Here is a 25,823-nt window from a genome sequence, read left to right on the forward strand (position 1 = left end):
CAAGACGCTCGGCTGGGAGACCCCAGCCGAGCGTCTGCGTGATCTACTCACCACCTAAAACCAGGCGGTGTTGCAACGACCCCCTGAACCCAAGCACCGGGTGGGGCCCTCAGCCGTTCCCAGCCGGGCGGGGGCGTCAGACGGCGGTACGCTCCGCGCTGTCCCTGCCCCTCTCCCTGTCCGCCGACCGGCGGGCCTCCTGCTCCAGCCGGGCGCGCAGCCAGCGCTGCGAGGGGCGTTCCACCAGCCTGTGCAGCAGCCAGGCCGACAGCAGGATGACGGCTGTGGTCACCAGGAGCGTGGGCCAGGCGCCGAGGGGCCCGTACAGGTTCCGGATCAGCGCCCACCCGAGCTCTTCGTGCAGCAGATAGAGGGGGTAGACGAGCGCGCCCAGCGTGACGAACCCGGACCAGTGGATCCGGTCGAGCTTGTGCAGCGCGACGGCCAGCACCAGCAGGTAGAAGACGGTCACCAGCGCCAGGGCGATGTAGGGGTGCCGGTCCATCCCCCGGTCATGGCGCAGACCGTCGGCGTGCTGGACCAGGTCGCTCTGCATGACGAGCCAGCTCGCGGCCAGCAGACCCCAGAGCTTGAGGTCCGGCCCGAAGCGGTACATCAGGTACATCGCGATGCCGCCGACGAACAGAGCGGTGTTGAGCGGCTGGGCGAAGATGCCGAGGACCGGGACCTGGTTGTCCTTCTGCTGGATCAGGACGCTCGCCAGCAGCCACAGCCAGCAGAAGACGCTGACCCTGCGGTAGTCGAGGCCCTTCCAGATCACCACGAGGAAGATCAGGTAGAAGGTGAGTTCGGCCCACAGGGTCCAGTACGCGCCCACCAGGTGCTGGGCGGACAGGGGCACCTGGAGCATGGTGAGGTTCGTGAGCGACTCACTGATGCTGGGGCCGGTGCGCGAACCGTCCGGCAGAGCACGCCACACCACGAACGCGACGGCCGCCGAGAACCAGTAGGCGGGGAACAGCCGCAGGAACCGGGCCCGGACGAACTGCCCCGGGGTGCGGCCCCAGGCGGACAGACAGATCACGAAGCCGCTGATCAGGAAGAAGAGCTGGACGCCGTAGGAGCCGTAGGAAGTCACCGGGAAGAGCCACGGGAACAACTCCTTGGGATTCACACCCCAGTTGGCCTTCGTCGCAGCGTCCACCCCGGTGAAGTGGAAGGCGAGCACGGCGAGCGCGGCGACGACCCGCAGCGCGTCCAGGGCGTGCAGCCGTGGCGCGGGGGCCCTGGGGGCTTCCTGCGCGGCTGTGACGGCGACAACCTGACGGCTGGGCGCCTGGACCTCGGTTCGGGACATGTCGGCCTCGCCAGGCTTACCGGGCACCTCGAAGGGGTACCGTGCCCGGTCATCCTAAAGACCGTACGAGCGGGCCGTGACCAGGGTCCGCGGTGCCCTGCCGGACGCTGTCACTCCGCGTTCGTCCGAACCGCCCGCCGAGCGGGGGCCCGGGAGGAAGGGGCGGAGAGCAAAGCGTCGAAACGCGGGCCGACCGTGCTCCAGTCCCAGGCCGAGACTGCCTGCTCGGAGGCCTCGTGCCCGGCCTTGAGCCAGCTGTCCTCGGTCTCGTTGACCGCGAGGATCCGCGCGGCGGCCTCCGCGGGCGTGGACACGACCCAGGCGCCGGGGAACATCGAACGGGCTCCGTGCGGGCGGCCCGCGAAGAACGGCCAGTCCCGGACGACCGGGACCGCGCCGCTCGCAGCGCCCTCCACCAGGCCCAGGTGCCAGCTCTCGCGGACGGACGTGCTGAGTACCAGCCCGACCTCCGTCAGCTCGGCGGACACATCGTCCGTGTGGCCGCTCAGGTGCACCGCACCGGCAGCGACGAGCGGTTCCAGTTCAGCGGCGAACGCCGTGCGGTAACGGTCGAGCGCCGGGCCGGCGGCCGGGTCCATGGGCTCTCCGATCAGGCGCAGCCGGTAGCGCTCGTCCTGCCGGCGGAGGACGCGTAACACCTCCAGGGCCCAGCGGGGGTCCTTGGCGACCTGCCCGACGCCGACGAGGCCGAGGGTGAACCGCGCCCCGGGTTCCTTCGGCTGGGAGAAGCGGGTGAGGTCGACCGCGTTGTCGATGACATGGGTGACCGGAGCTCCCGGTTCCAGGAGCCGGGGCAGCGTCGCCACGGCCAGGTCCCGCAGATGCTCGCTGACGAACACCAGATCGTCGACGCGGGAGAAGTCCACCAGGTGCGGCCAGTAACTCAACGTCTCGAAACTGTGCAGCCGCACCACCACCCGGGCCGTGCCGGGATCGACGAGCGTGAGGAACGCGGCAGCGGTGGTGCACCAGTCGACGAGGACGACATCGGCCCAGTCGAAGTGGGGACGCAGGGCCTGCTCCGTCTGCTCCGCGTAAGCGCTCCGGACGCCGATGCCGCAGGCGATCATCCGGCCCAGCCCCTTGGCGAGCGGGGCCGTCACCGGGTCGGCCGCGGTGTTCAGGACACGTACGTCGACCCCTGGGTGCTCCCGGTAGTGGTTCAGGATCACCGGCAGGAAATTGTCGTTCGCGCTGTGCACGACGAGCAGCCGCATCGGCCGGTCCGTCGGCGGGGCGGCTGCCGGGGCCTCACGGCCGCGCGGTGCCCGTAACGCCCGCAGGACGCGGCTGCGGCGCAGGGGAGCGGTGAACCGGGCCGGCTCGGTGACGAGCGGCGAGGTGAGGCCGTCGAGGTGGGCGACCCGGTGGAAGGCGAGGATCAGCGCCTTGGCGGCCGACGCGGCGGCGGCCTTGCGGCGCCCGGCCTTGTGGTGCCCGTCGGCGCACTCCAGTTCCGCCGCGTAGGCCTGTGTCAGGTGGCGGGGCAGGTGACCGAGCCGCAACCTGGCCTCCGCGGCCTCCGTCAGCACGTCGGCCCTGGTCCGGGGATCTCGGATGCGGTGGCCCGCCACCCCCAGGACCCTCTCGGCCAGGACCGGTTTCTCGACGCGTGCCATCCGGCCGGTGGCCCAGCGTGCGAGGCCGACGAGTCGTTCTTCGGAGAGGCGCGGTGTCTGCACAACGAAGCTCCACGGTCGGAGTCAGGAACTTGGACCGTACGGGCTCCGCCGGGGTAACGGAAGGGTGATCCCTCATCGGTACGGAGGCTCCCGCACCGGTCTCAGGCACCTTTGCCCCAAGCCCATGGGCATCGTGACAAAGGCGCCGGACGTCCCTCGTTCCCGCTGTGCTCAGAGTGCTCCGGCGACGCGCTCGGTGAGGACGTCGCCGGCCTCGTCGAACAGAGCGCCCGTCCGCGGGCACTCCCAGACGCCGGGCTCGCCCGTACGCTCGACGAGCTTGACACCGCTACGGCCCACCCAGCCGACACGGCGGGCCGGTACTCCCACGACCAGGCCGAAGTCCGGGACGTCCTTGGTCACCACCGCGCCGGCCGCCACCATGGCCCAACGGCCGATCCGTACGGGCGCGACGCACACCGACCGTGCGCCGAGCGAAGCGCCCTCGGCGACCTTCACACCCACGGCCTCCCAGTCCCCGCCGCGCTTCTGCTTCCCCTCGGGGTCGACGGAGCGCGGGTTGTGGTCGTTGGTGAGGACCACGGCGGGACCGACGAACACGCCGTCGCCGAGCTCGGCCGGCTCGTAGACCAGGGCGTAGTTCTGCAGCTTGACGTTGTCGCCGATCTGCACACCCGTGCCCACGTAGGCACCGCGGCCCACGACGCAGCCCTCGCCGAGCCTGGCTCCCTCGCGGATCTGCGCGAGCTCCCAGACACTGCTCCCGGCACCGATCTCGGCGCTGTCGTCGACCTGGGCGGTGGGCTGGACTCTGTAGTTCACGTGGTGCGCCTTCCGGAGAGCGGACTTGCCCGGCGAGCATACGATCCCGCGCCGTGCGCGGGGCAGGCGGTACTTGACACGGCCGACGGCCCCGCTCCCCGGACCGAGGGACGAAGCGGCCGGCCGCGCGGGACGGTGACGTTCCGTGCGCAGGCCGACGGCACCCGGTTTGACCCCCCGCATCCCGCCCCGTAATCTTGACCCTCGGCGTGTTTCTGTGCGCCTACCCCCTGAGCACATCCCTCCCGGTGATCCGTCCCCGGGGGAGGCCGCTCATCCTTCCGGACTGTCGCGGGCCCCGGCCCGCGCGGGCGGCTGGCATCAGGGGATCCGTTCCGAGTGAGAGAGAGATCCGCGTGTACGCCATCGTGCGCAGCGGTGGTCGCCAGCACAAGGTTGCTGTCGGCGACATCGTTGAGGTTGACAAGATTCCCACCGCCAAGGTTGGCGACACGGTCGAGCTCTCGACCCTGCTCGTTGTCGACGGCGACGCCGTGACCAGCGACCCCTGGGTCCTGGACGGCATCAAGGTCCAGGCCGAGATCGTGGACCACCACAAGGGCGCGAAGATCGACATCCTTCGCTACAAGAACAAGACGGGTTACCGCCGTCGCCAGGGTCACCGCCAGCAGTACACGGCGATCAAGGTCACCGGTATCCCCGCGGCTGCGAAGTAAGGGACTGAGGAGACATGGCACACAAGAAGGGCGCATCGTCCACTCGGAACGGGCGCGATTCCAATGCTCAGCGGCTCGGCGTGAAGCGCTTCGGCGGTCAGGCCGTCAACGCCGGTGAGATCCTGGTCCGCCAGCGCGGTACCCACTTCCACCCGGGCACGGGCGTCGGCCGTGGCGGCGACGACACGCTGTTCGCGCTGACCGCCGGTGCGGTGGAGTTCGGTACGCACCGTGGCCGCAAGGTCGTGAACATCGTTCCCGTCGCCGCCTGAGTCAGGCACGGCCGAACGACACAGCACCTTCCGAGGGCGGATCTCAGCTTTCCCGGTAATCGGGGAAGCGGGTCCGCCCTCGGCGCGTTACGTCAAGAGACATTCCCGTATTTTTTCCGCAGTACCTGGAGGCCCTCAACCATGACCACCTTCGTGGACCGCGTCGAGCTGCATGCCGCCGCGGGTAACGGAGGCCACGGCGTGGCCTCCGTGCACCGTGAGAAGTTCAAGCCGCTGGGCGGCCCCGACGGGGGCAACGGCGGCCGTGGCGGCGATGTGATCCTCGTCGTCGAGCAGTCCGTCACCACGCTGCTGGACTACCACCACCACCCTCACCGCAAGGCCACGAACGGCCAGCCCGGCGCGGGTGACAACCGCTCGGGCAAGGACGGCCAGGACCTCGTGCTGCCCGTCCCGGACGGCACCGTGGTCCTCGACAAGGCCGGCAACGTCCTCGCCGACCTGGTCGGCCAGGGCACCACCTTCGTCGCCGGCCAGGGCGGCCGCGGCGGCCTCGGCAACGCCGCGCTCGCCTCCGCCCGCCGCAAGGCGCCCGGCTTCGCGCTGCTCGGCGAACCGGGGGAGAGCCGGGACATCGTCCTGGAGCTCAAGACCGTCGCCGACGTCGCCCTCGTCGGTTACCCGAGTGCGGGCAAGTCCTCGCTGATCTCGGCACTCTCCGCAGCCAAGCCGAAGATCGCGGACTACCCGTTCACGACCCTCGTGCCCAACCTGGGCGTCGTCACCGCCGGTTCGACCGTCTACACCATCGCCGACGTCCCGGGGCTCATCCCGGGCGCGAGCGAGGGCAAGGGCCTCGGCCTGGACTTCCTGCGGCACGTCGAGCGGTGCTCCGTCCTGGTGCACGTCCTGGACACCGCGACACTGGAGTCGGACCGGGACCCCGTCTCGGACCTCGACATGATCGAGGAGGAACTCCGGCTGTACGGCGGCCTCGAGAACCGCCCGCGCATCGTGGCCCTCAACAAGATCGACATCCCGGACGGCCAGGACCTCGCGGACATGATCCGCCCCGACCTGGAGGCGCGCGGCTACCGCGTCTTCGAGGTCTCGGCCGTCGCGCACAAGGGCCTCAACGAGCTCTCCTACGCCCTCGCCGGAATCATCGCCGAGGCGCGGGCCACCAAGCCGAAGGAGGAGTCGACCCGGATCGTCATCCGGCCCAAGGCCGTCGACGACGCCGGCTTCACGGTGACCGTGGAGGAGGACGGCATCTACCGTGTGCGGGGCGAGAAGCCCGAACGCTGGATCCGTCAGACCGACTTCAACAACGACGAGGCCGTCGGCTACCTCGCCGACCGGCTCAACCGTCTCGGCGTCGAGGACGAGCTCCGCAAGGCGGGCGCCCAGGCCGGCGACGGCGTGGCCATCGGGCCTGAGGAGAACGCGGTCGTCTTCGACTGGGAGCCGACCATGGCCGCCGGAGCCGAGATGCTGGGCCGTCGCGGTGAGGACCACCGCCTGGAGGCTCCCCGCCCCGCTGCGCAGCGCCGCCGCGAGCGCGAGTCCGAGGCCGAAACCGCGCAGCGCGAGTACGACGAGTTCGACCCCTTCTAGCCCTCGCGCCGGGCGCCCCCGCGCGGCGGGGGCGCCCGTGTTCACAGAGAACTGCCAGGTGGCGGGCAGTGCGGCGGTCGGCCGTGTGCAAATTGCGTGACACGTCTGTGGAGTCTGTCACTCCGGATGCGGGCGTGACGGGCCTGATCCGCCTGGCCAGGCGGTGAACTGCGGGTTTCCCAGAGGCGAGCGCCGGTAAACGTCCACCTTGCGAGACGGTCACGGAGAGTGCGACCATCACACTGTTCCCCCCTGTCATCGCAAGGTAGGTCGTCTGTGTCTGTGCCGCATGAAGCCAAGCCCCGGACCACAGCGGTCGTGCTCGCCGGCGGGACCGGTCAGCGTGTGGGCCTGTCGATCCCCAAGCAGCTGCTGAAGATCGCCGGTAAGGCAGTCATCGAGCACACGCTGAGCATCTTCGAGAACGCCGAGGGCATCGACGATGTCATCGTGCTGATGGCGCCCGGCTTCGTGCCCGACGTCGAGAAGATCGTCGCCAAGGCCGGGCTGACCAAGGTCAGCAGGATCATCGAGGGCGGCAGCACCCGGAACGAGACCACCGAGCGCGCCATCGCGGCCCTCGGTGAGGGACTCGCCGAGGGTGAGGACCGCAACGTCCTCTTCCACGACGCCGTCCGCCCTCTCCTGTCACAGCGCGTCATCAAGGACTGCGTCGACGCCCTGGACCGCTACCAGGCGGTCGACGTGGCGATCCCGTCCGCCGACACGATCATCGTGACCCGCACCCACGGCGAGGACGGCGAGTTCATCACCGACGTCCCGGACCGGTCCCGGCTGCGCCGCGGCCAGACCCCGCAGGCGTTCAAGCTCTCCACGATCCGCAAGGCGTACGAGGTCGCGGCGGGTGACCCGAACTTCCAGGCGACCGACGACTGCTCGGTCGTCCTGCGGTACCTCCCCGACGTGCCTATCTACGTGGTCGCGGGCGACGAGTACAACATGAAGGTGACCCAGCCGGTCGACGTCTTCATCACCGACAAGCTCTTCCAGCTGGCCTCCACCGCCGCACCCCGCCAGGCCGACGAGGCCGCCTACCGCGAGCTGCTCTCGGGCAGGACCCTGGTCGTCTTCGGCGGGTCGTACGGCATCGGTGCCGACATCGCCACGCTGGCCGAGCAGTACGGCGCCAGCGTGTACGCGCTGGGCCGTTCCACCACCGGTACGCACGTCGAGAACCCGGAGCACATCGACGACGCGCTGTCCAAGGCGTACGCCGAGACCGGCCGCGTCGACTACGTGATCAACACCGCGGGCGTACTGCGCATCGGCAAGCTGGCGGAGACGGACAACACGACGATCCAGGAAGCGCTGAACGTCAACTACCTGGCGCCCGTGCAGATCGCCCGGGCCTCGTACAAGTACCTGGCGGAGACCCAGGGGCAGTTGCTGCTCTACACCTCCAGCAGTTACACCCGGGGCCGTGCCGAGTACAGCCTCTACTCCTCCACCAAGGCCGCGATGGTGAACCTCACGCAGGCGCTGGCCGACGAGTGGGCGGGCGAGGGCATCAGGGTCAACTGCGTGAACCCGGAGCGCACCGCGACCCCCATGCGGACGAAGGCGTTCGGCCAGGAGCCGGAAGGTTCGCTGCTCTCCTCCGAAGCCGTGGCGCGCACCTCGCTGGACGTCCTCCTGTCCGCGATGACGGGCCACGTCATCGACGTGCGGCAGCAGGACCCGACCCGTGATGCCGCCGAAGCCTCGGGCTTCGAGCAGGCGCTGGCCTCGGTCCTGGACCGTCAGGAAGATGTGTAATAATTCTTCACAAATGTACTTTTACGGGCCTCTGGATTTGCCGAAAGGTGAAATCAGGGGCCCGAGTGCGTGAAGCCGCATCTTCACATTTCCCTCTATACGTGAAACAACCGGCACCCCCTGGAGCAGGTTCTTCGTGATTTCGACAGTCATTCGCCTGGCCCGTGTGGGCAGTCGGTCAGAACTGCTGGCAGCGATACTGATGACGCTGGGGTATCCCTGTGTCATGGTCGCCGCCCTCCTCCCCGACCTCTGGTTCTTCGCGGCGGCCACGGCTGTCACCTACCTCGCGGACTGGTATCTGCACCAGCGCGGCAGTTATCTGCTCAACCGGCTCGGCAAGGTGAGGGCGGGACTGCCCATCCGCTTCCTGCTCCGCCAGTTGATGATCATTCTGCTGCTGGCCAGGCTGGACCTCGCCGAGGAACCGCTCTTCTACGCGGCGGTCGCGTGCTTCCTCCTCTTCTACGGTCTCCAGGCCCCGCACGGCGCGCTGACGACGCTGATCCGGCTGCGCCGCAGTCTGCCGATCGTGACCCGGAACGTGGACCTGCACGCCGTCCGCATCCCCGACGCGCCGCCGCGCGCGCTGCTGCACCGCTCCAGCGAGAAGATGCTCCACCTCGACCTCCCCGCGGTGGCAGGCGTCCTGGTCGCCGCCGGTACGGGTGAGGACTTCATCGGGTACATCGGCGCCGCGGCGACCCTGCTGGCAGCCGTCGGCTACAACGCCCTCCTCGTCCCGTACCTGCGCCGGAGCCGGCGGGCACCGTCGGCCCCCGCCGTGCTGAAGGCCCTGGACACCTGGCTGAGCGAGTACCAGCCGACCGTCGTGCTCTACTTCTCCGGCTCCAACGAGTCCGCGTACCAGTGCAACATGTGGCTCGACACCATGGCCGCCGTCGAGGGGCGGCCGCTGATCATCATGCGCGAGCGCAACCTGGTCCCGCAGCTCGCGGACACCTCCGTACCCGTGGTCTGCGTGCCGGCCGGCACCCACCTGATGAACATGGACTTCTCCACCGTCCGTGTGTGCCTGTATCCGGCCAACGTCGGCAAGAACATCCACATGCTGCGTGTCCCGACCATGAAACACGTGTTCATCGGCCACGGCGACAGCGACAAGCTGGCCAGCGTCAACCCGTACTCCAAGGTGTACGACGAGGTGTGGACGGCCGGCCGCGCGGGCCGTGACCGCTACGCCCTGGCCGACGTCGGCGTCCGCGACGAGGACATCGTCGAGGTCGGGCGGCCGCAGCTGGCCCCCATCCGGAGCTGGACCGGCACCACGAAGAACCCCGTCCCGACGGTGCTGTACGCCCCCACCTGGGAGGGCTGGGACGACAACCCCGGCAACACCTCACTGCTGCTGGCCGGTGAGAACATCGTCCGCCGGCTGCTGACGGCCGACAGCCCGGTCCGGGTCATCTACAAGCCGCACCCCTTCACCGGTATCCGCAGCGCCAAGGCCAAAGCCGTCGACGCCCGGATCAAGGCCCTGGTCGCCAAGTCCGCGCAGGAGCGCGCCGCCGACCCGCGCTGGGCGAAGGAGGCCTCGGCCGCCGCCGCCGGGCAGAAGGCGGCCAAGGCGGAACTCACCCGTATCGCGGCCCGTCTGGCGGAGCTGGCGAAGCCCGGGCGGGCCGGGGGGGACGAGTCGGAGGAGTCGCGGGTCGCGCTCGCCGACCCGGCCCGCCAGGCCGAGATCGCCACCCTGAGGGCCGAGTGGAACGACGCCTACTGGCGTTCCTTCGGCTGGTGGGAGCACAGGACGGTGGCCGGCGCGCAGCCGAAGCTGTACGACTGCTTCAACCAGTCCGACGCCATGGTTTCGGACATCTCCAGTGTGGTGTCCGACTTCATCGCGAGCGGTAAGCCGTATGCGGTGACGGACTCGGCCGAGGTCGGTGCGGACGAGTTCAAGCGCCAGAACACCGCTGTACGGGCGGCCTTCATCCTCTCCAACAGCGCGGAGGAGATCGACGAGTTGCTGCGTGCCGTCGCCGACCCGGCGGCGGACTCGCTGGCCGGAGCCCGCCATGAGCTGAAGAGCTATCTGCTGGGGCCGGACGAGCCCACCTCCATGGAGCAGTTCAACGCCGCCGTCCGCGCCCTCGCGGCCAAGGCCGAGGCCCGCAACGCGGGTGTCGCGCAGCGTCTGGGTGAGCAGGCGCCCGCTCCGCTTCCCGACCTCGAGGCCGCGTCCAGTGGCGCCGGGGACGGACTGGCGGAGATCGTCGCCGAGGCGGAGGCCGCGGTCGATCCCGACGTGGCGGCCGCCCCGGACACCGACGCGGGTATCGGCGCGGGTCCTTCGGCGCTCCGCTGACCGCATGCCGGCCGACGGCGAGAAGTGAGGGCGTCGGCCGGATGCGGAGCTGACAGCCAGGTGTGATCCAGCTGTCATTCAGTTGTTCGGAAGTCGTCCGGTTCGCGACGCAACCTACTCGACGGCCCGTCCGTCTCCCCTCAGGGAGGGAACGTACGGGCCGTTCGGCGTGTTCGTGCCTGGAGCACGCCATGTGTCGTCGTTCTGTCGTTTCTCCTGATCAGTGTGAATATGCGTGGACCGGGGAGAGATGAGCAGCAGCGCACCAGATGTGACCGTCGTCATCGGCGCCTATCAAGCGATGCCCTATCTGATCCGCTGCCTGGAGTCGGTGGAGGCGCAGACGCTTCCGGCCGGACGTATGGAGATCGTGGCGGTAGACGACGGATCGACCGACGGCACGGGGGAGTACCTGGAGGAGTTCGCGGCCCGGACCGCCATCGACATGCGTGTCGTGCGCCAGGAGAACTCCGGTGGTCCCAGCGGCCCGCGCAACCGCGGTATCGGCCTCGCCCGCGGCAGGTACGTCTTCTTCCTCGACGCGGACGACTACTTCGGTGAGGAAGCGCTGGAACGCATGGTCGCGATGGGCGACCGGGCCGGTACCGATGTGGTGCTGGGGAAGGTCGTCGGCGTCAACCGCGGTGCGGCGAAGTCGATGTGGAAGCAGACGGTCGAGCGGGCCGACCTCTACTCCTCCAACATCAAATTCACCCTGAGTGCCCAGAAGCTGTTCCGACGGGATCTCCTGGTCCGCCTCGGGATGACCTTCGACGAAAGCCTCAAGACGGGTGAGGACGCGCTCTTCACCATGGAGGCGTATCTGCGGGGCAACGGCGTCTCCGTCGTGGCCGACTACACCTGCTACTACCTGGTGGGCCGGGACGACGGCAAGCACGTGACCAAGAGCGGCAGCTACGTGCTGCGCTTCGACTCGGCCCGGGCACTGGCGGGGCTCATCGCCGCCCACGTGCCGCCGGGGCCGAAGCGGGACGTGCTGATGGTCCGGCCGTTCGTCATCACACTGCTCCCGCAGTTCGGCCCCGTTCTGCTGCGGCAGTCCGACGAGGTGCGGAGGAAGAAGATGGAACTGGCGGCGCCGCTGCTGGAGAACTACTGGTCACCGGGTCTGGCCCGTCGCCTCAAGGTCCACGAGCGGCTCCGGCTGGTCTGTCTCTCCCAGGGCAGGCTCGACCTGCTCCTGGACGTCCTGCGGTTCATGAGCGACAAGAAGGAGCCCCGGGCGGTCCGCAAGGGTCTTCGGGGCCGGTTGTACCTGACCTACCCCCACTTCGGGGAGGGCGTGCTGCCTCTGTCGGCCTACGAGGTGACCGTGCCCGAACGGATCGGACGTAAGCGGATCGACGTACCGGGGCGTCAGTCCACTGCCGCTTTCCTGCGACGGCTGGCAGGCAAGGCGCGCAGGACGGCCCGGTCCGCCGGCCTGCACATACCGCGCCGTGCCCACAAGACCTGAGGCGGATGCGGGCGGCAGTGGACGTCTTCGCTACTGCTCGGGGCGCAGCAGCCTCCGGACCGGGCGTCCCACCACACGGCGGGCCCGACGGTAGGCGGACGGCCACGCGGCCGCCCCCTCTCCGGCCTGGACCTTGATGCTGACCTGGCCGGCCTTCTTCTCGAGCTGGCTGCGCAGCAGGGCGTTCTGTGCGGCCAGCTCCTCCATCCGGCTCTGCATCCAGCTGAAGCGGCTGCTCAGCGAATCGGGGTCGGAGTCCGTCCACGGGCGGACGGCGGGCGGAAGAGCGAGCTTGGACAACTGCGCTTCGAAGGCCTTGCCGCTGTCGCCGTGGTGGAAAGTGTTCTCCAGGCCGTTCCTCTCCATGAAGCCGGTGAAGCGGAGGAAGCGTTCCTTGTGGCCGTTCACCAGCTCGCCGAAGTCCGCCGCCTCGTACAGCTCGGCGGGGTCGATGTTCTTGGGTGTCTCGGAGATCTTGCGGTGCGGAATGCCGAAGTACCGGCAGAGCTCCAGGGTCCGGGAGTCGCTGCAGAGCACGGTGCTCGGGACGCCGGCCAGCAGCGCCGCGATGTTTCCGTGGATGCGCGATCCGAACGAGAAGTCGAAAGCACGCAGTTCGTCGATCCAGGTGGCCGGATCGACGTAGAGGCGGACCTTGCCCTCGCGGTACATCGGGTGGGAGGGATGGGTGGGCATCGAGGTCTGGGCGCCGATCGGGTTCGACGTCTCCCGCCAGTGGAGCAGCTGGGCCTCGAGGAGGTTCTGCCCGACGAACCGCAGGTGCGGATAACGCTCGTGGGCCTGACGGATGATGGCGTCGAGACCGTGCGAACGTACGGCGCTGTGCGATCCGTTCACCGAGACGCGCGATTCCGTGGTGAGCGACCCGGCCCTCTTCTCGAGCGTGAACGTCTCACCGTTCATGAACATGGAAGGGCACCCGATGACCTCGACGTCCCGGAAGCCCATGTTCTTGAGGTACTGCTCGGTGAACTCGCCCCGCACGCCGATGGACGCGCTGCGGTTGAGCACCTCGGTGACGAATTCCCTGACGGTCGGCTCCATCGGCTTCAGCCGGGCCGCGTCGTACTTGAGGTCGGCCTGCGCGCCGACCCCCAGGACGACGACGGGGATGCGCAGCTTCTTGATCAACTGCGTCATCCGCTTGAGGGGCCGCTCGAAGGTCGGACGGAACGCGTTCGCCAGGGGTACGACGAATACGTCGAACTCTTCGTTGATGCGACCGGCCGCCGACGGATCCGTCCGGATGCCGTTCGAGAAGACCTCTGCCCGTGGGGTCGTGAGGATCTTGTGCGCCGCGTCGCTGAAGATCAGGTTGCCGGCGTTGGTGGCGAAGACGTCTCTGTGGAGGGACTGTTCGAGCGAAGCCACATCGAAGGGGCTTTTGCCTGATCTGAGAAGAATGCGCCTCGGGCGGGTGGGTTCATCTGTCACGCAATAGAGGGTAGCCCCATGAATGGGGGGTGGAGATTACGTAAATGACTCCGTTGGGGCACGTCGGAGGGCGCCTCGGAACAGTCGGTTCCAGGCAGTGCCTCCCCGGTGATGACAGCAGCTGAGACAGCGCGGTGCCGGCCCCGCCCCTCGCGTAGATTGAGGAGAACCGAGCAGGACGACGTGATGGGGACGGGCGTACGTGTCAGGGGCAAAGGAATCCGAACGCGCGGCAGGGGCATCCGAAGACACCTTCCGCACACCCCCCGGGGGCGGCGCGGGCCGGAGGCCGGGTGTGACCGAGGCCGGCAGGATCGTCGTCAAGGTCGGGTCCTCCTCGCTCACCACCGCGGCAGGAGGGCTTGACGCCGACCGGGTCGATGCCCTGGTCGACGTACTCGCCAAGGTCAGGAGCGGCGGGGAGCGCGAGATCGTCCTCGTCTCCAGTGGTGCCATCGCGGCGGGCCTCGCTCCGCTCGGGCTCGTACGCAGGCCCAAGGACCTCGCCCGGCAGCAGGCCGCGGCCAGTGTCGGCCAGGGGCTGCTCGTCGCCCGCTACACCGCGTCCTTCGCCCGCTACGGCGTGAGGGTCGGGCAAGTGCTCCTGACCTCCGACGACACCAGTCGGCGTGCCCACTACCGCAACGCCTACAGCACGCTCGACCAGCTCCTGGAAATGGGTGCGTTCCCCGTCGTCAACGAGAACGACACGGTGGCCACGGACGAGATCCGTTTCGGGGACAACGACCGGCTCGCCGCACTGGTCGCCCATCTGGTCCATGCCGACCTTCTGGTGCTCCTGTCCGACGTCGACGGCCTCTACGACGGAGATCCGAGTACGCCCGGAACCTCTCGCATCGCGGAGGTGAGCGGACCGGCCGACCTGGAGGGCGTCACCATCGGCAGCGCGGGCAAGGCGGGTGTCGGGACCGGGGGCATGGTCACCAAGGTCGAGGCGGCCCGGATCGCCACCGCTGCCGGAATCCCGGTCGTCCTCACCTCGGCGAGCCATGTCGCCGACGCCCTCGCGGGGCGCGACACCGGCACGTACTTCCACCGCACGGGGCGCCGCTCGGCCGACCGGTTGCTCTGGCTGGCCCACGCCTCGACGCCGCTGGGCGCCCTCACACTCGACGAAGGAGCCGTGCGCGCCGTCGTCGAGCGGCGCACATCCCTGCTGCCCGCCGGCATCTGCGCTGTCGAGGGCGAGTTCTCCGCAGGTGACCCGGTCGAGCTGCGGGACCCCGCCGGCCGGGCCGTCGCCCGCGGACTCGTCAACTTCGACGCCAAGGAGATCCCCCAGCTGCTCGGCCGGTCCACCCGCGACCTCGCCCGCGAACTGGGCCCCGCCTACGAGCGCGAAGTCGTACACAGGGACGATCTCGTCGTCCTCACACCGCACCCGGCCCCCTGAAGCGGCTGAAAGTCCAGCCTTCGAGCGGACACCTTCACGAAAACCGCCCCACGCCCGGCCCCGGGCTGGTCAACTTTGTCACGGGAACCGAAGGGGACAGCACAGCTACGCATTCACAGGAGGCCGCCGGTGAGACGAGCGCGCCCGGGGGCGCTGCCCCGCGGAACGGGCAGCCGTGCCCTGACCAGTGTCGGGGCGGGAGCCGACTACGTCGACACGCCCCCTGACCAGACCGTCGAGCAGGAACCGGTGGTGACGGACGAGGAGCGGATCCGCTCCAAGCTGTGGCACATCACCCTCAGCGTCTCCGGCAGCGAGACGCCGCTGAAGGAGGTCAGGCGCGGACTGGAACAACTGGCGCACGATCATCCGTTCCTGCTGACCAGCCGGTACGCCAACGACCACGCGGAGATCCGCTACTGGGAAGAAGCCCGGGACCTCCACGACGCTGCGGCTGTGGCGCTGCGGCTGTGGGGCGAACACCGTTCCAGCGCGAAGCTCCCGCCGTGGGAGATCGTCGGCCTGGAGGTCATCGACCGGGAGACCTACCACCTGCGTGTCGCCGAGGGCTACGGCCCGCCCCCGGCCGCACCCGTCGGGGTGCACCCGTACTGACCGGCCGTACATGCCCGGGCGCGCCTGTACGGACCGTGCTGACCGCCGGGGTCCACCCGTAGACCGGGCTCACCGAGCGGGAGTGCACAGCATGCGATACGGCTGTCTCGCATGACGGGATACGTGACGGATGCCCGCAGTATGCGCACTACCCTGCGGGCATGACCACGCTTTCGCCGTACGACAACATGTCCCCGGTCGCCCAGGCCGCCTACCGGGCACGCGCCGCCGCCGACGACATCGCGCCACTCCCGCGCGCGGCGAAGGACGGCGCTCTGCTGGCGATCGCGGACGCACTCGAGGTGCGCACCAGCGAGATCGTCGAGGCCAACGCCGAGGACGTCGCGAAGGCGAGGGAGGGCGGGACGAGCGAGTCGGTCGTCGACCGGCTCACCCTCACCCCGGAGCGGATCCGTGCGATCGCCGCGGACGCGCGGGACGTGGCGGCCCTGCCCGACCCGGTCGGCGAAGTGGTCCGTGGTTCCACCCTCCCCAACGGCATCGACCTGCGTCAGGTGCGGGTGCCGCTCGGGGTGGTCGGCATCATCTACGAGGCCCGGCCCAATGTGACGGTCGACGCCGCGGCGCTCTGCCTGAAGTCGGGCAACGCGGTGCTCCTGCGCGGATCCTCGTCGGCCTACGCCTCGAACACCGCGCTCGTTCGGGTGCTCCGCGACGCGGTCGGCGGATCCGGTCTCCCGGCGGACGCCGTGCAACTCGTCCCGGGGGAGAACCGTGATTCGGTACGCGAACTGATGCGGGCGCGTGGCCTCGTCGACGTACTGATCCCGCGCGGTGGCGCCTCACTGATCCGCACGGTCGTGGAGGAGTCGACGGTCCCCGTGATCGAGACCGGCACCGGCAACTGCCATGTCTACGTCGACGCGCAGACCGATCCCGGCATGGCCGTCGAGATCCTGGTCAACTCCAAGGCCCAGCGCCCGAGCGTGTGCAATGCGGCCGAGACGCTCCTGGTCCACAAGGACATCGCCGGGGAATTCCTCCCTCTGGCCCTGGAGGCGCTGGCCGGGGCCGGGGTGACGGTACACGGCGACGAGCGGGTGCTCGCGTACGCCGAGGGGTCCAAGGCCACCGTCGTACCGGCCACGCCGGAGGACTGGGAGACCGAATACCTCTCGTACGACATCGCGGCCGCGGTCGTGGAGTCGCTGGAATCCGCCGTGGCGCACATCCGGCTCTGGTCCTCCGGCCACACCGAGGCGATCGTCACCACTTCGCAGGCGGCGGCCCGCAGGTTCACCCAGCTGGTGGATTCCACCACGGTCGCTGTGAACGCGTCGACGCGCTTCACGGACGGCGGCCAGTTCGGATTCGGTGCCGAGATCGGCATCTCCACGCAGAAGCTGCATGCCCGGGGGCCGATGGGGCTGCCGGAACTGACGTCGACCAAGTACATCGTCACCGGCGACGGCCACATCCGTTAGCCGGGTGCTCGCGCCGGGACGGGTGAGTCCGGGGGCTCCCTGCCCAAAACGCTCCGCCGCGGCTACGCTGAAGCTGTGCCGGACGACGTGGGGGGCAGGCCGTTCCCGGACGGCTGGGAGCCCGACGACGACCGCGGGGGCGCGGACGAGGACTTCGCCTCCGTGGTGTTCGACGAGGACTTCGTCCGATCCGCCGAGGTCCACGAGCCCACCGCGGCCGAGCGTCTGCTGGCCGCCGCGCAGGCCCGCGCCGAAGCAGAGGCGTCCAGGGCGCGCTCGGGCGGCGGGGCCCCGGACGGCGACCACTACGACGACGACCACTACGGCGACGGTTACGGCCCGGACGGCGCATACAGCCCCGAGAGAGCTTTCGGCGGCTCCCGGGGCCCCGATGGCCCCGATGGCGTCTACGAGGACGACAACGGCCCCTACGGGCGTCATGGCGGCTCCTTGCGCCCGTACCGGGGCACGGCTCGCTGGCACCGCCCGGTCGCCTGGCTGCTCGCGCTGCTCATGGGGATCGGGATGGTGGCACTGGCCTTCAGCGCCGCCCACCGCGGCGCGGCGAATGAGCGGCAGGTGCCGCCGCCGGCGACCAGCGGCGTCGACAAGCCGGACGCGGCCCCCTCCTCCCCGGTCGGTCACTCCCGCCCCGGCGTTTCCGCGGTTCCCCGTACGCCTTGATCCGCCCCGCGGTGCGGGTGGAGCCCGGTGAACACTGAGTCCTTCGAGGCCGTGGTGGCCCGGCCCTCATGACGCTCGGGCAGGCGGAGGCCCGGAAAGGTGGGCTTCGGCGGCCGAGGCCGCTGAGCCGGTGGCACGATCGCGTGCTTCCCAGCTGCCCTCCTGGCAGCCCTCCCGGCCGCGCTCCACCTGCGCGCCCACCTGCAGGGCGTTTACCTTGATGACGATCGACCCAATCTGAAGATATGACCCCTTGCCCCCTCATCCCGTCCCTGTCCCCGGGACGAGGGCCAGCTACTCGTCCATGTGCCGAACCCGTGACGGACAGGGCCGCCCGATGCCGATGAGCTGAGGTGGATCCCAGCGCCAGCCCCGCCAGTGGCGCGGAGATCGGGAGAAGTCATGACAGGCCGCGGAGAACCACCGGAAGGACCGCCCGAGAATCCCTCGGGAGGGGAGGACGAGTACCGCTCACTCGTCTTCGACGAATCGTTCGTCCGTGCTGCCCGGCTGCAGGAGTTCTCTGCCCAGGAGCGTATGGGGGAACACGCACGCGCCGTACGATCCCTCCCCGGCCGAGGCACCCGCCGACATCGCTCCAGAGCCGGTATCGCCCTCGTCGTGCTGATCACGCTCGCATTCGCGACCGCCGCCTACATCGGCTTCCGCAACCCTTACCCGCCGCCCGTCGGCAGACGTGCCGAACCGCTCCGGGCCACGGTGATCCCACTCGCCCCCCGGGGCGCCGTGCCGGCAGGGACCGCCGAGTCGCTGCTCGACGACGGCCCGGCCGCGGGGCACCGTTCCGGCGCTTCGGGCATCAACCTTCCGTCCGTCCGGCGGACGAAAAACTTCTCGGACAGCCAGGTGACCCTCGCCCTGACCACGGTCAAGGACTACCTGGTGAGCTCCTCCCTCGACCCCGACGTACTCACCGGGGGCGTCGTCCGGCCGGTCGGGCGGCTCCTCGATCCGGACCAGACAGCGCAGTTCGACAAGAGCATGGACGCGCCGGCTGACGACGGCGAGCACAGCGCTACCGGCTGGCTGGTGCGCTTCGACCCGGCCGAGGCGGAACTGGCCGACCCCGACATCAGGGTCCACGGCACCCTCTCGTACACGGAGGCAGGGGCGGACACCCTGGAGGTGGTGTCCGACCACACCTTCACGTACGTGCTGCGGCCCGCCGTGTCCGGCCCCCACCGGGCCGACGGAGCCTCACTCTTCAGCGTGCGACGCGTCCTGCACTTCCTGCTCGACCGGGAAGACATCCGGCTGCACCGGCTGGAGGTCCGCAGCGCCTACGTACAGGCCGGCCCGCAGGCGTGCTCAGCGGAGACGACGGGAGCTCTGCGCCCGCTGCTCGCAGGCGAGCAGGCGGACGGCCGGGGCCCCACAGGCACCGACCCTTATTCCACGGGCGTGCCCACGGCCGCTCTCTGCGGCACGCTGTCCGTCAGCTCGCAGACTCAGGACCCTCCTCGGGGTCCGGACGCCGCCACGTCCCCTCGGAGCCGTCCGTAGCGCCCGAGGACGGGGCGCCACCCCTGTCCGCGCCCCCACCGCCCGCACTCCCGCCACCCGCGCCGGTGAATTTGTCCCGGAGCCTGCCTCCCAGGTCGCCCGCACCGCCCGCGATGTCACCGACGAGCTTCATCAGCGGGTCCTTGCTGGTGCGCACCGTGTCGGCATAATGCGCCGCGGACTCACGGAAGGAGTCCGTCACCGACGTGTCCTGGTCCTCGTCGCGCTTGGGGTAGTGGCCGTCCATGATGCGCTGGAAGTCCCGGGACTCCGACCACTTCTTCAGCTCGGCCGCCCGGACCGTGGTGAACGGATGCGTCCGGGGCAGCACATTGAGGATCTTGAGTACGGAGTCGCGGAGGTCGCCGCCCTTCTCGTACTCGTCGGCCTGCGCGAGGAAGGCGTCCACATTCATCTCGTGGAGATGGTTGCCGCCGGCGATCTTCATCAGCCCGCGCATCGAGGCACGCAGGTCCTGCCCCACCAGGAGCCCGGCCCGGTCGGCGGACAGCTCCGACTTGCGGAACCACTCGCGCAACGCGGTCACGATCGCCATGATCGCTATGTTGCCGAGCGGAATCCACGCCACCTTGAGCGCCAGACCGGTGAGGAAGAGCAGTATCGTGCGGTACACCGAGTGCCCGGAGAGGGCATGCCCCACCTCGTGGCCGACGACGGCCCGCATCTCCTCCTCGTCGAGCAACTCCACCAGCCCGGTCGTCACCACGATGATGGGCTCGTCGAGACCGATGCACATGGCGTTGGGCTGGGGGTCCTGGTTCACGTACATCGGCGGGACCTTCTTGAGGTCCAGGATGTAACAGGCGTCCCGCAACATGTCGTTGAGATGCGCGAACTGGGCGTCGCTCACCCGGACGGAGTCCGACAGGAAGAGCAGCCGCAGGCTGCGCTCAGGCAGCAGACCGCTCAGCGCCTTGAACACCGTGTCGAAACCACTCAGCTTGCGCAGGGCCACCAGGGCCGAGCGATCCGCCGGATGTTCGTAGGCACGCGACGAGATGCCCGGGAATCGCTTGCGGTGCCTGCTCGGCACGTTCTCGTGACTGGTGTCGGTCATGGATGCCCCCTGTTCGTACGAGACGTTGCTCGTCCCCCTGACAAAAGCCAGCGTATGCGCTGGCGCTACGGTGCGCGGGGGGCTGTGGATAACTTTGAGGAGCGCCCGGAATGCCGCATACCGCCGTCATGCTTGTCGCCGTACCCGAGGACCAGGGGCCGGGCAGCACGCTCCGCGTCGTGCTGCTCGCCGCACTCGTCGGAGCTGCCCTGCTCGCCTGGCTCCTGCTGCGTGGATACCGCAACGACGACAACAACGACTGAGTCGGCGTGAGCGTGCCCGTGGCGCCCGCATACGATGTGGGCGACGTCTCCCTCCTGATTCCCGATGGATAGGTCCTGCAGAAGATGAGCCTCTCGAGCACCGCGCACCAGCTGGTCACCCTCGCCTCCGAAGGCGAGCAGGGTGGTAACCACGAAAGCCTCAGCCCGTACCTCACCGGTATCGGCGCGTTCGTCGCACTGATGCTCCTGCTGTGGATCACCACCCGTTTCAACCGGGACCGCTGAGGCAGAGGCGAACAACTGTGCCAGTAGGGTCTGCGCGCATGGGACAGCAGGAAGTGCCTACCGGCCGCGCCAAACGACGACTCGGAGTGATGGGCGGGACTTTTGACCCGATCCATCACGGACACCTGGTGGCGGCCAGCGAAGTGGCCGCCCACTTCCGCCTCGACGAAGTCATCTTCGTCCCGACCGGGCAGCCTTGGCAGAAGAGCCACAAGCAGGTTTCCCCGGCCGAGGACCGTTATCTGATGACGGTCATCGCGACGGCGTCCAACCCGCAGTTCTCGGTCAGCCGCAGCGACATCGACCGCGGCGGGCCGACGTACACGATCGACACGCTGCGGGATCTGCGCACGGTCCACGGCGACGCGGACCTCTTCTTCATCACCGGCGCCGACGCCCTCTCCCAGATCCTGACCTGGCGGGACGCCGAGGAACTGTTCTCGCTCTCCCACTTCATCGGCGTGACCCGGCCCGGCCACCTGCTGACGGACGACGGGCTGCCCAAGGGCGGTGTCTCGCTGGTGGAGGTGCCCGCGCTGGCGATCTCGTCCACGGACTGCCGCGCCAGGGTCGAGCAGGGAGATCCGGTCTGGTACCTGGTGCCGGACGGTGTCGTCCGTTACATCGACAAGCGCCAGCTGTACCGCGGCGAATGAGCCACGGAGAGGGGCACCTGTGAACGACCGACAGAACCCGTACGACCCGTACCAGCAGCCGCAGATCATCGGCTACGACGAGTACGGGCAGCCGGTCTACCAGCAGCAGGGGCAACAGCAGTACGACCCTTATGCCCAGCAACAGCCTGAGCAGGACGGGCAGCCGCAGCAGGGCTACGGCTACGACCCGTACGCCGGTGCGCAGCAGGATTACGACCCGTACACCGCCCAGCACGCCCAGCAGCAGACGCAACAGGGGTACGGGTACGACGACGGCGCGTACGGCTACGGCACCGGTCGGCAGCCCGCCGTGGACGACACCGCCCAGCAGTGGAGCGCGCCCCAGGCCCCTACGGCGCCGACCGCCGCCGCACCGGCACCACCGGTTCCGGAACAGCGGCGCGATCCCGAACCGGCGGCCGCCGCGGCCGTTCCGGGGCAGCGCCGAGCCGACGGCGACTACGGCACCGAGCAGTTCGCCTTCATCGAGGAGCCCGACGAGGACTCCGAAGACGTCATCGACTGGCTGAAGTTCACCGAGAGCCGCAGCGAGCGGCGCGAGGAAGCACGCCGGCGCGGGCACAACCGGATGATCGCCCTGATCGTCGTCGTGGCTCTCGTGGTCGTCGGCGGAGCGGGTTACCTCTGGTTCGCCGGGAAGATTCCGGGAACCTCCGGCAGCGACGAGCGGAGCAACGCGGCGACCGGCCCGCAGAAGCGGGACGTCATCGTCGTCCACCTGCACAACACCAAGAAGGGTGGCACCTCCACGGCGCTGCTCGTCGACAACGTCACCACCGGGCAGGGCACCACCGTCCTGCTCCCCAACTCGCTGGCCGTGGCCGCGGACGACGGGTCCACCACCACGCTCGGCGAGTCCGTCGACGACGACGGGTCCACCGGCACCCGCGAGGCGATCGACACCCTGCTCGGCACCAGCATCAGCGGTACCTGGCGGCTCGACACCCCGTACCTCGAGAACCTCGTCGAACTGGTGGGCAACATCGAGGTCGACACCGACACGGATGTGCCCGCTTCCGAGAAGGGCGCCTCGCCGCTCGTGAGCAAGGGCGAGGCACAGACGCTGAGCGGGCCGGCGGCCGTCGCGTACGCCACCTACCGGGGCCCGGGTGAGCCGGAGGCCGAACAGCTGATGCGCTTCGGGCAGGTCATGCGCAGCGTGCTGCGCAAGCTGTCGGAAGACCCCGAAGCCGCGACCGTGACCGTTGAGACCCTTGCGCAGATCCTCGACCCGTCCCTGCCCGAGCAGGACCTGGGCGCCTCACTGGCGAAGCTCGCCGGTCACGCCAAGGTGGGCGACTACAAGACGGAACTGCTCCCGGTCCAGAGCGACGGAACACTCACCGACAAGGCCACCGAGAACGTCGTCAAGGACGTCCTGGGCGGCAAGGTGAGAGCCCCGGAGCAGGGCGCCGCCGTGCGTGTCGGTATCAAGAACGCCACGGGGAACACAAAGGGTACGGAGTACGCCAGGATTCAGCTCGTCAACGGGGGCTATGCCTTCGTCGACAGCGGCAAGGCGGAGGCCGCGGCGTCGTCCGAGGTGCTCCACGGGGCCGCGGAGGACAGGGCGAAGGCGATCGAGGTCGCCAAGACCCTGGGCCTGCCGGAGAGCTCGGTGAAGAAGGGCGAGCCCGCGGCGAACGCCGACGTGTCCGTCGTCCTGGGACAGAACTACAAGATCCCTGAGCAGACGTCGTAAGGGCTGTCGGCGGTCCGTGAGACCCTAGAGGTTGATCTGACCGCCGACGAAAGCCTGCATGTGACCGCCACGGACCGCTCCATCGAGCTCATCAACGCCGCCGCCCAGGCGGCGGCCGACCGGCTCGCGCACGACATCATCGCCTACGACGTCAGCGACGTGCTGTCGATCACCGACGCCTTCCTGCTGGCCTCGGCTCCCAATGACCGCCAGGTCAAGTCGATCGTCGACGAGATCGAGGAGCGGCTGCAGAAGGAGCTCGGCGCCAAGCCGGTACGCCGCGAAGGCGACCGCGACGCCCGCTGGATCCTCCTCGATTACGTCGATATCGTGATCCACGTACAGCACAGCGAGGAGCGTGTGTTCTACGCGCTCGAGCGGCTGTGGAAGGACTGCCCCGAGATCGCCCTCCCCGAGGACGCGCTCAAGACCCGGGGCAAGGCCGAGGAGCACGCCCAGCTCAACGGCGGCACGGAAGGTGACCAGAGCTGAACGGCAGCCGTAGCGGCCGGGGCCGCAAGATCGTCCTCTGGCGGCATGGCCAGACGGCTTGGAATCTGGAGCGCCGTTTCCAGGGCTCCACGGACATCGAGCTGACCGAGACAGGTGTCGGCCAGGCACGCCGCGCCGCCAGGCTGCTCGCCTCGCTGCAGCCGGACGCGATCGTGGCGTCCGACCTGCGGCGGGCGGCGGCCACGGCACAGGAGCTCGCCTTGATCACCGGCCTCGACGTCGCACACGACTCCGCACTGCGGGAAACGTATGCGGGCGCCTGGCAGGGCCTCACGCACGAGGAGATCGTCGGTCAGTACGGCGAGCAGTACGCCGCGTGGAAGCGCGGTGAACCGGTCCGCAGAGGTGGTGGCGAGCTGGAGACCGAGGTCGCCGACCGAGCTGCGCCCGTCGTCCTGGAGCACGCCGGCAAGCTGCCCGACGCCGGCACGCTCGTCGTCGTGAGCCACGGCGGCACGATCCGGACGACCATCGGCCGGCTGCTCGGGCTCGAGGCCCATCACTGGGAGGGGCTCGGCGGGCTCTCCAACTGCTGCTGGTCCGTGCTGGGCGAGGGCGCGCGTGGATGGCGCCTGCTCGAGCACAACGCCGGGACACTTCCCGAACCGGTGCTCGGGGACGACGACTAGCGGGCACCCGGAGGCACTCTCCGGGCGGCGGGGGCCGGATTTCGCTTTCCGGCTCGTCGCAGGCTAAAGTTCTTCTTGTTCGCAGCGCGGAAACGCAGGGAAACACAGCGGACAGCGGGGCTATAGCTCAGTTGGTAGAGCGCCTGCATGGCATGCAGGAGGTCAGGAGTTCAATTCTCCTTAGCTCCACAGGCAAGATCCCGTCCCCGGCTGGGGGCGGGATTTTTTTTGGCCGATTGTGCGGAGTCGATGCGGTGACCGCGCGGTTCATGCCTCAACTGCCCTGCCCGCCTGGGAGCGAGGGCGGACGGGGCACTCCGGTGCCTTCTTCGCAGACGGGCCGGCCGGCCCGGGGGGCTCCCTCCAGGGCAAAGGCTGACGTCGGGGAGGTCGTCGGGCTGACCCCCTTGCGGGGGCATGGCAGAATCGGAGCGCCGGAGGGGGCGACGTACCGATCGGGAGGGAGCGCGATGCCTGCGAGCCGTGTACGGGCCCCGGGACCGCCCCTTGCCCTCACCGCGATCCATGGCTCCGTCACCGCCCGCCGCTCCATCACGCCCCGTTCCCTCGGCGCCTCGCAGGAGGACCCCTTCGTGTGCACGGCCTGCGGCCGCCCTCGGAGCTGACCGGATGGGTGCACACAGGCGGAAGTGCGACTGGTGCGGCAGTGGTACGCCCATCGTCAGGGACATGGACCCCGTCAACGCGGAGTTCCAGTACTGGTGCGAGGAATGCGCGCGGGCGCTGATCATAAAAGGCGACCCCATCGAGACGTACCGTGAGCTCGAAGGGGAGCCCATCTACGGTCGGCTCCTGGAGGATCACTGCACCCTCAAGAGGTTCTACTCCTTCGCCACCGCCTGACGTCGTACCCTCCGAGCAGGATGTTCACCACCGGAGCAGCCGCTGGTCAGGGCGTCGTCCACCACTCATACCCGGACAGAGTGGAAACGATTTTTGATGGGCCGGTGTGACCGTGTAATGTTCTCGATGTCGCCGGGGAAACCGGGCGGCGGACAGCACGGGGCTATAGCTCAGTTGGTAGAGCGCCTGCATGGCATGCAGGAGGTCAGGAGTTCAATTCTCCTTAGCTCCACAGTGAAGAAGCGGGTCATCCGATATCGGGTGACCCGCTTCTTGTCGTGTCCGTCACCTCTGTGGTCCGGGGTGGTGTGCGGTTCAGCCGAGTCCGCTGCCGAGGGTTCTTCACGGGGCGCTCGGGAGTGAGGCGTGCCACCGCCCCGGAGGCCGTCAGCAGGACCGTGCCGGGCGCACCGGCCAGGCCGGGGCGCCCGGCACGCAGGGAGCCGAGCCGGGTGGCGGCCTGTGCGCAGGCCTCCGTGCCGGGAAGGAGGGCCGGGGCTTCCGGTCGCGCCGGGCTCCGCCGCCCGCTCACGGTGGCCCGACGGCAGGGCGGGGCCGGCGCCTCCCCGGAGACCATGGGCTCCGGGGAGCGGAGCGGGGTGCCCTTGCGGCTGGCAGGCTTTCCCTTGCCCCGTTCCAGGGCTGGGGCTCACGGAGGGGAGGGGTGTCCTGAGATGAGACTTCCTAGGGGCGACTCCGAATGGTCCGGAAGGGTGGTCCTGTCGCTGCAAGCCGAGGCGTCGGTTACCGGCTGGTACGGGATGGGGGCTCATGCTTTGACAGGGACAGCGACGCGGAGCA

General features: G+C 69.3%; 23 protein-coding genes and 2 tRNA genes. 20 read left to right on the plus strand and 5 right to left on the minus strand.

Going from position 1 to position 25,823, the window contains the following annotated elements:
• Nucleotides 1-136: 136 nt before the first annotated feature.
• The 3 genes from ACF1FZ_RS27905 to ACF1FZ_RS27915 all read right to left on the minus strand — a co-directional run bounded on the left by ACF1FZ_RS27905 (nt 137) and on the right by ACF1FZ_RS27915 (nt 3,804).
• Nucleotides 137-1,318, minus strand: coding sequence for an acyltransferase family protein (locus tag ACF1FZ_RS27905; RefSeq protein ID WP_391776149.1), 1,182 nt, complete (start codon nt 1,316-1,318; stop codon nt 137-139).
• 110 nt (nt 1,319-1,428) lie between these two features.
• Nucleotides 1,429-3,021 (minus strand): hypothetical protein, encoded by a 1,593-nt coding sequence (locus tag ACF1FZ_RS27910; RefSeq protein WP_391776150.1) that lies wholly within the window; start codon nt 3,019-3,021, stop codon nt 1,429-1,431.
• 171 nt (nt 3,022-3,192) lie between these two features.
• Nucleotides 3,193-3,804, minus strand: a complete 612-nt coding sequence (locus ACF1FZ_RS27915) for an acyltransferase (RefSeq protein WP_391776151.1) — start codon at nt 3,802-3,804, stop codon at nt 3,193-3,195.
• A 356-nt stretch (nt 3,805-4,160) separates the two neighbouring features.
• Here ACF1FZ_RS27915 and rplU point away from each other — a divergent pair, with 356 nt between their 5' ends.
• From rplU to ACF1FZ_RS27945, 6 genes are all read left to right on the plus strand, one after another.
• Nucleotides 4,161-4,481, plus strand: coding sequence for a 50S ribosomal protein L21 (gene rplU, locus ACF1FZ_RS27920; RefSeq protein WP_018551604.1), 321 nt, complete (start codon nt 4,161-4,163; stop codon nt 4,479-4,481).
• A gap of 14 nt (nt 4,482-4,495) precedes the next feature.
• On the plus strand, nt 4,496-4,753 hold the full coding sequence (gene rpmA / locus ACF1FZ_RS27925; RefSeq protein WP_014045902.1) for a 50S ribosomal protein L27: 258 nt from the start codon (nt 4,496-4,498) through the stop codon (nt 4,751-4,753).
• A 141-nt stretch (nt 4,754-4,894) separates the two neighbouring features.
• Nucleotides 4,895-6,331 carry a GTPase ObgE gene (gene obgE, locus ACF1FZ_RS27930; protein WP_391776152.1) on the plus strand — a complete coding sequence of 479 codons (1,437 nt, stop codon included), beginning with the start codon at nt 4,895-4,897 and terminating at the stop codon, nt 6,329-6,331.
• A 276-nt stretch (nt 6,332-6,607) separates the two neighbouring features.
• Nucleotides 6,608-8,107, plus strand: coding sequence for an SDR family NAD(P)-dependent oxidoreductase (locus tag ACF1FZ_RS27935; protein ID WP_391776153.1), 1,500 nt, complete (start codon nt 6,608-6,610; stop codon nt 8,105-8,107).
• A gap of 136 nt (nt 8,108-8,243) precedes the next feature.
• Entirely contained in the window at nt 8,244-10,436 is a 2,193-nt protein-coding gene (locus tag ACF1FZ_RS27940) for a hypothetical protein (RefSeq protein WP_391776154.1), read from the plus strand.
• A 250-nt stretch (nt 10,437-10,686) separates the two neighbouring features.
• Nucleotides 10,687-11,913 (plus strand): glycosyltransferase family 2 protein, encoded by a 1,227-nt coding sequence (locus ACF1FZ_RS27945; protein WP_391776155.1) that lies wholly within the window; start codon nt 10,687-10,689, stop codon nt 11,911-11,913.
• 30 nt (nt 11,914-11,943) lie between these two features.
• Here ACF1FZ_RS27945 and ACF1FZ_RS27950 read toward each other — a convergent pair whose 3' ends face one another.
• Nucleotides 11,944-13,368, minus strand: a complete 1,425-nt coding sequence (locus tag ACF1FZ_RS27950; protein ID WP_391776156.1) for a polysaccharide pyruvyl transferase family protein — start codon at nt 13,366-13,368, stop codon at nt 11,944-11,946.
• A 295-nt stretch (nt 13,369-13,663) separates the two neighbouring features.
• Between ACF1FZ_RS27950 and proB the strand changes: the two genes are divergently transcribed.
• The 5 genes from proB (at nt 13,664) to ACF1FZ_RS27975 (ending at nt 19,050) form a co-directional block, all read left to right on the plus strand.
• On the plus strand, nt 13,664-14,782 hold the full coding sequence (gene proB, locus ACF1FZ_RS27955) for a glutamate 5-kinase (RefSeq protein WP_391776157.1): 1,119 nt from the start codon (nt 13,664-13,666) through the stop codon (nt 14,780-14,782).
• Nucleotides 14,783-14,911: 129 nt separating this feature from the next.
• Nucleotides 14,912-15,397: a hypothetical protein gene (locus tag ACF1FZ_RS27960; protein ID WP_391776158.1), complete on the plus strand. Its 486-nt coding sequence runs from the start codon at nt 14,912-14,914 to the stop codon at nt 15,395-15,397.
• Between the two features lie 161 nt (nt 15,398-15,558).
• Nucleotides 15,559-16,842, plus strand: coding sequence for a glutamate-5-semialdehyde dehydrogenase (locus ACF1FZ_RS27965; RefSeq protein ID WP_391776159.1), 1,284 nt, complete (start codon nt 15,559-15,561; stop codon nt 16,840-16,842).
• Between the two features lie 75 nt (nt 16,843-16,917).
• Complete coding sequence (locus ACF1FZ_RS27970; protein ID WP_391776160.1) at nt 16,918-17,526, plus strand: hypothetical protein; 609 nt, start codon at nt 16,918-16,920, stop codon at nt 17,524-17,526.
• 402 nt (nt 17,527-17,928) lie between these two features.
• Nucleotides 17,929-19,050 (plus strand): hypothetical protein, encoded by a 1,122-nt coding sequence (locus ACF1FZ_RS27975; protein ID WP_391776161.1) that lies wholly within the window; start codon nt 17,929-17,931, stop codon nt 19,048-19,050.
• Here ACF1FZ_RS27975 and ACF1FZ_RS27980 read toward each other — a convergent pair.
• Nucleotides 18,983-20,128, minus strand: a complete 1,146-nt coding sequence (locus ACF1FZ_RS27980; RefSeq protein WP_391776162.1) for a M48 family metallopeptidase — start codon at nt 20,126-20,128, stop codon at nt 18,983-18,985. The two genes, ACF1FZ_RS27975 and ACF1FZ_RS27980, sit on opposite strands and share 68 nt — an antisense overlap.
• Before the next feature lie 110 nt (nt 20,129-20,238).
• Here ACF1FZ_RS27980 and ACF1FZ_RS27985 point away from each other — a divergent pair, with 110 nt between their 5' ends.
• From ACF1FZ_RS27985 to ACF1FZ_RS28025, 9 genes are all read left to right on the plus strand, one after another.
• Entirely contained in the window at nt 20,239-20,391 is a 153-nt protein-coding gene (locus tag ACF1FZ_RS27985; protein ID WP_391776163.1) for a hypothetical protein, read from the plus strand.
• 84 nt (nt 20,392-20,475) lie between these two features.
• Nucleotides 20,476-20,637: a hypothetical protein gene (locus tag ACF1FZ_RS27990; protein WP_359472215.1), complete on the plus strand. Its 162-nt coding sequence runs from the start codon at nt 20,476-20,478 to the stop codon at nt 20,635-20,637.
• Between the two features lie 38 nt (nt 20,638-20,675).
• Nucleotides 20,676-21,293 carry a nicotinate-nucleotide adenylyltransferase gene (gene nadD / locus ACF1FZ_RS27995; RefSeq protein WP_391776164.1) on the plus strand — a complete coding sequence of 206 codons (618 nt, stop codon included), beginning with the start codon at nt 20,676-20,678 and terminating at the stop codon, nt 21,291-21,293.
• 19 nt (nt 21,294-21,312) lie between these two features.
• On the plus strand, nt 21,313-23,016 hold the full coding sequence (locus ACF1FZ_RS28000; RefSeq protein ID WP_391776165.1) for an LCP family protein: 1,704 nt from the start codon (nt 21,313-21,315) through the stop codon (nt 23,014-23,016).
• A 60-nt stretch (nt 23,017-23,076) separates the two neighbouring features.
• Nucleotides 23,077-23,508 (plus strand): ribosome silencing factor, encoded by a 432-nt coding sequence (gene rsfS / locus ACF1FZ_RS28005; RefSeq protein ID WP_099172529.1) that lies wholly within the window; start codon nt 23,077-23,079, stop codon nt 23,506-23,508.
• Entirely contained in the window at nt 23,505-24,158 is a 654-nt protein-coding gene (locus tag ACF1FZ_RS28010; RefSeq protein ID WP_391776289.1) for a histidine phosphatase family protein, read from the plus strand. The genes rsfS and ACF1FZ_RS28010 overlap by 4 nt, the downstream gene beginning before the upstream one ends.
• Nucleotides 24,159-24,274: 116 nt before the next feature.
• Nucleotides 24,275-24,347 (plus strand) — tRNA-Ala (locus ACF1FZ_RS28015).
• A gap of 441 nt (nt 24,348-24,788) precedes the next feature.
• Complete coding sequence (locus ACF1FZ_RS28020) at nt 24,789-25,022, plus strand: hypothetical protein (protein WP_391776166.1); 234 nt, start codon at nt 24,789-24,791, stop codon at nt 25,020-25,022.
• 159 nt (nt 25,023-25,181) lie between these two features.
• A tRNA-Ala gene (locus tag ACF1FZ_RS28025) sits at nt 25,182-25,254 on the plus strand.
• The last annotated feature ends 569 nt before the right edge of the window (nt 25,255-25,823 follow it).

The sequence above is a fragment of the Streptomyces sp. NPDC014623 genome (assembly GCF_043088245.1).
Taxonomy (GTDB): domain Bacteria; phylum Actinomycetota; class Actinomycetes; order Streptomycetales; family Streptomycetaceae; genus Streptomyces.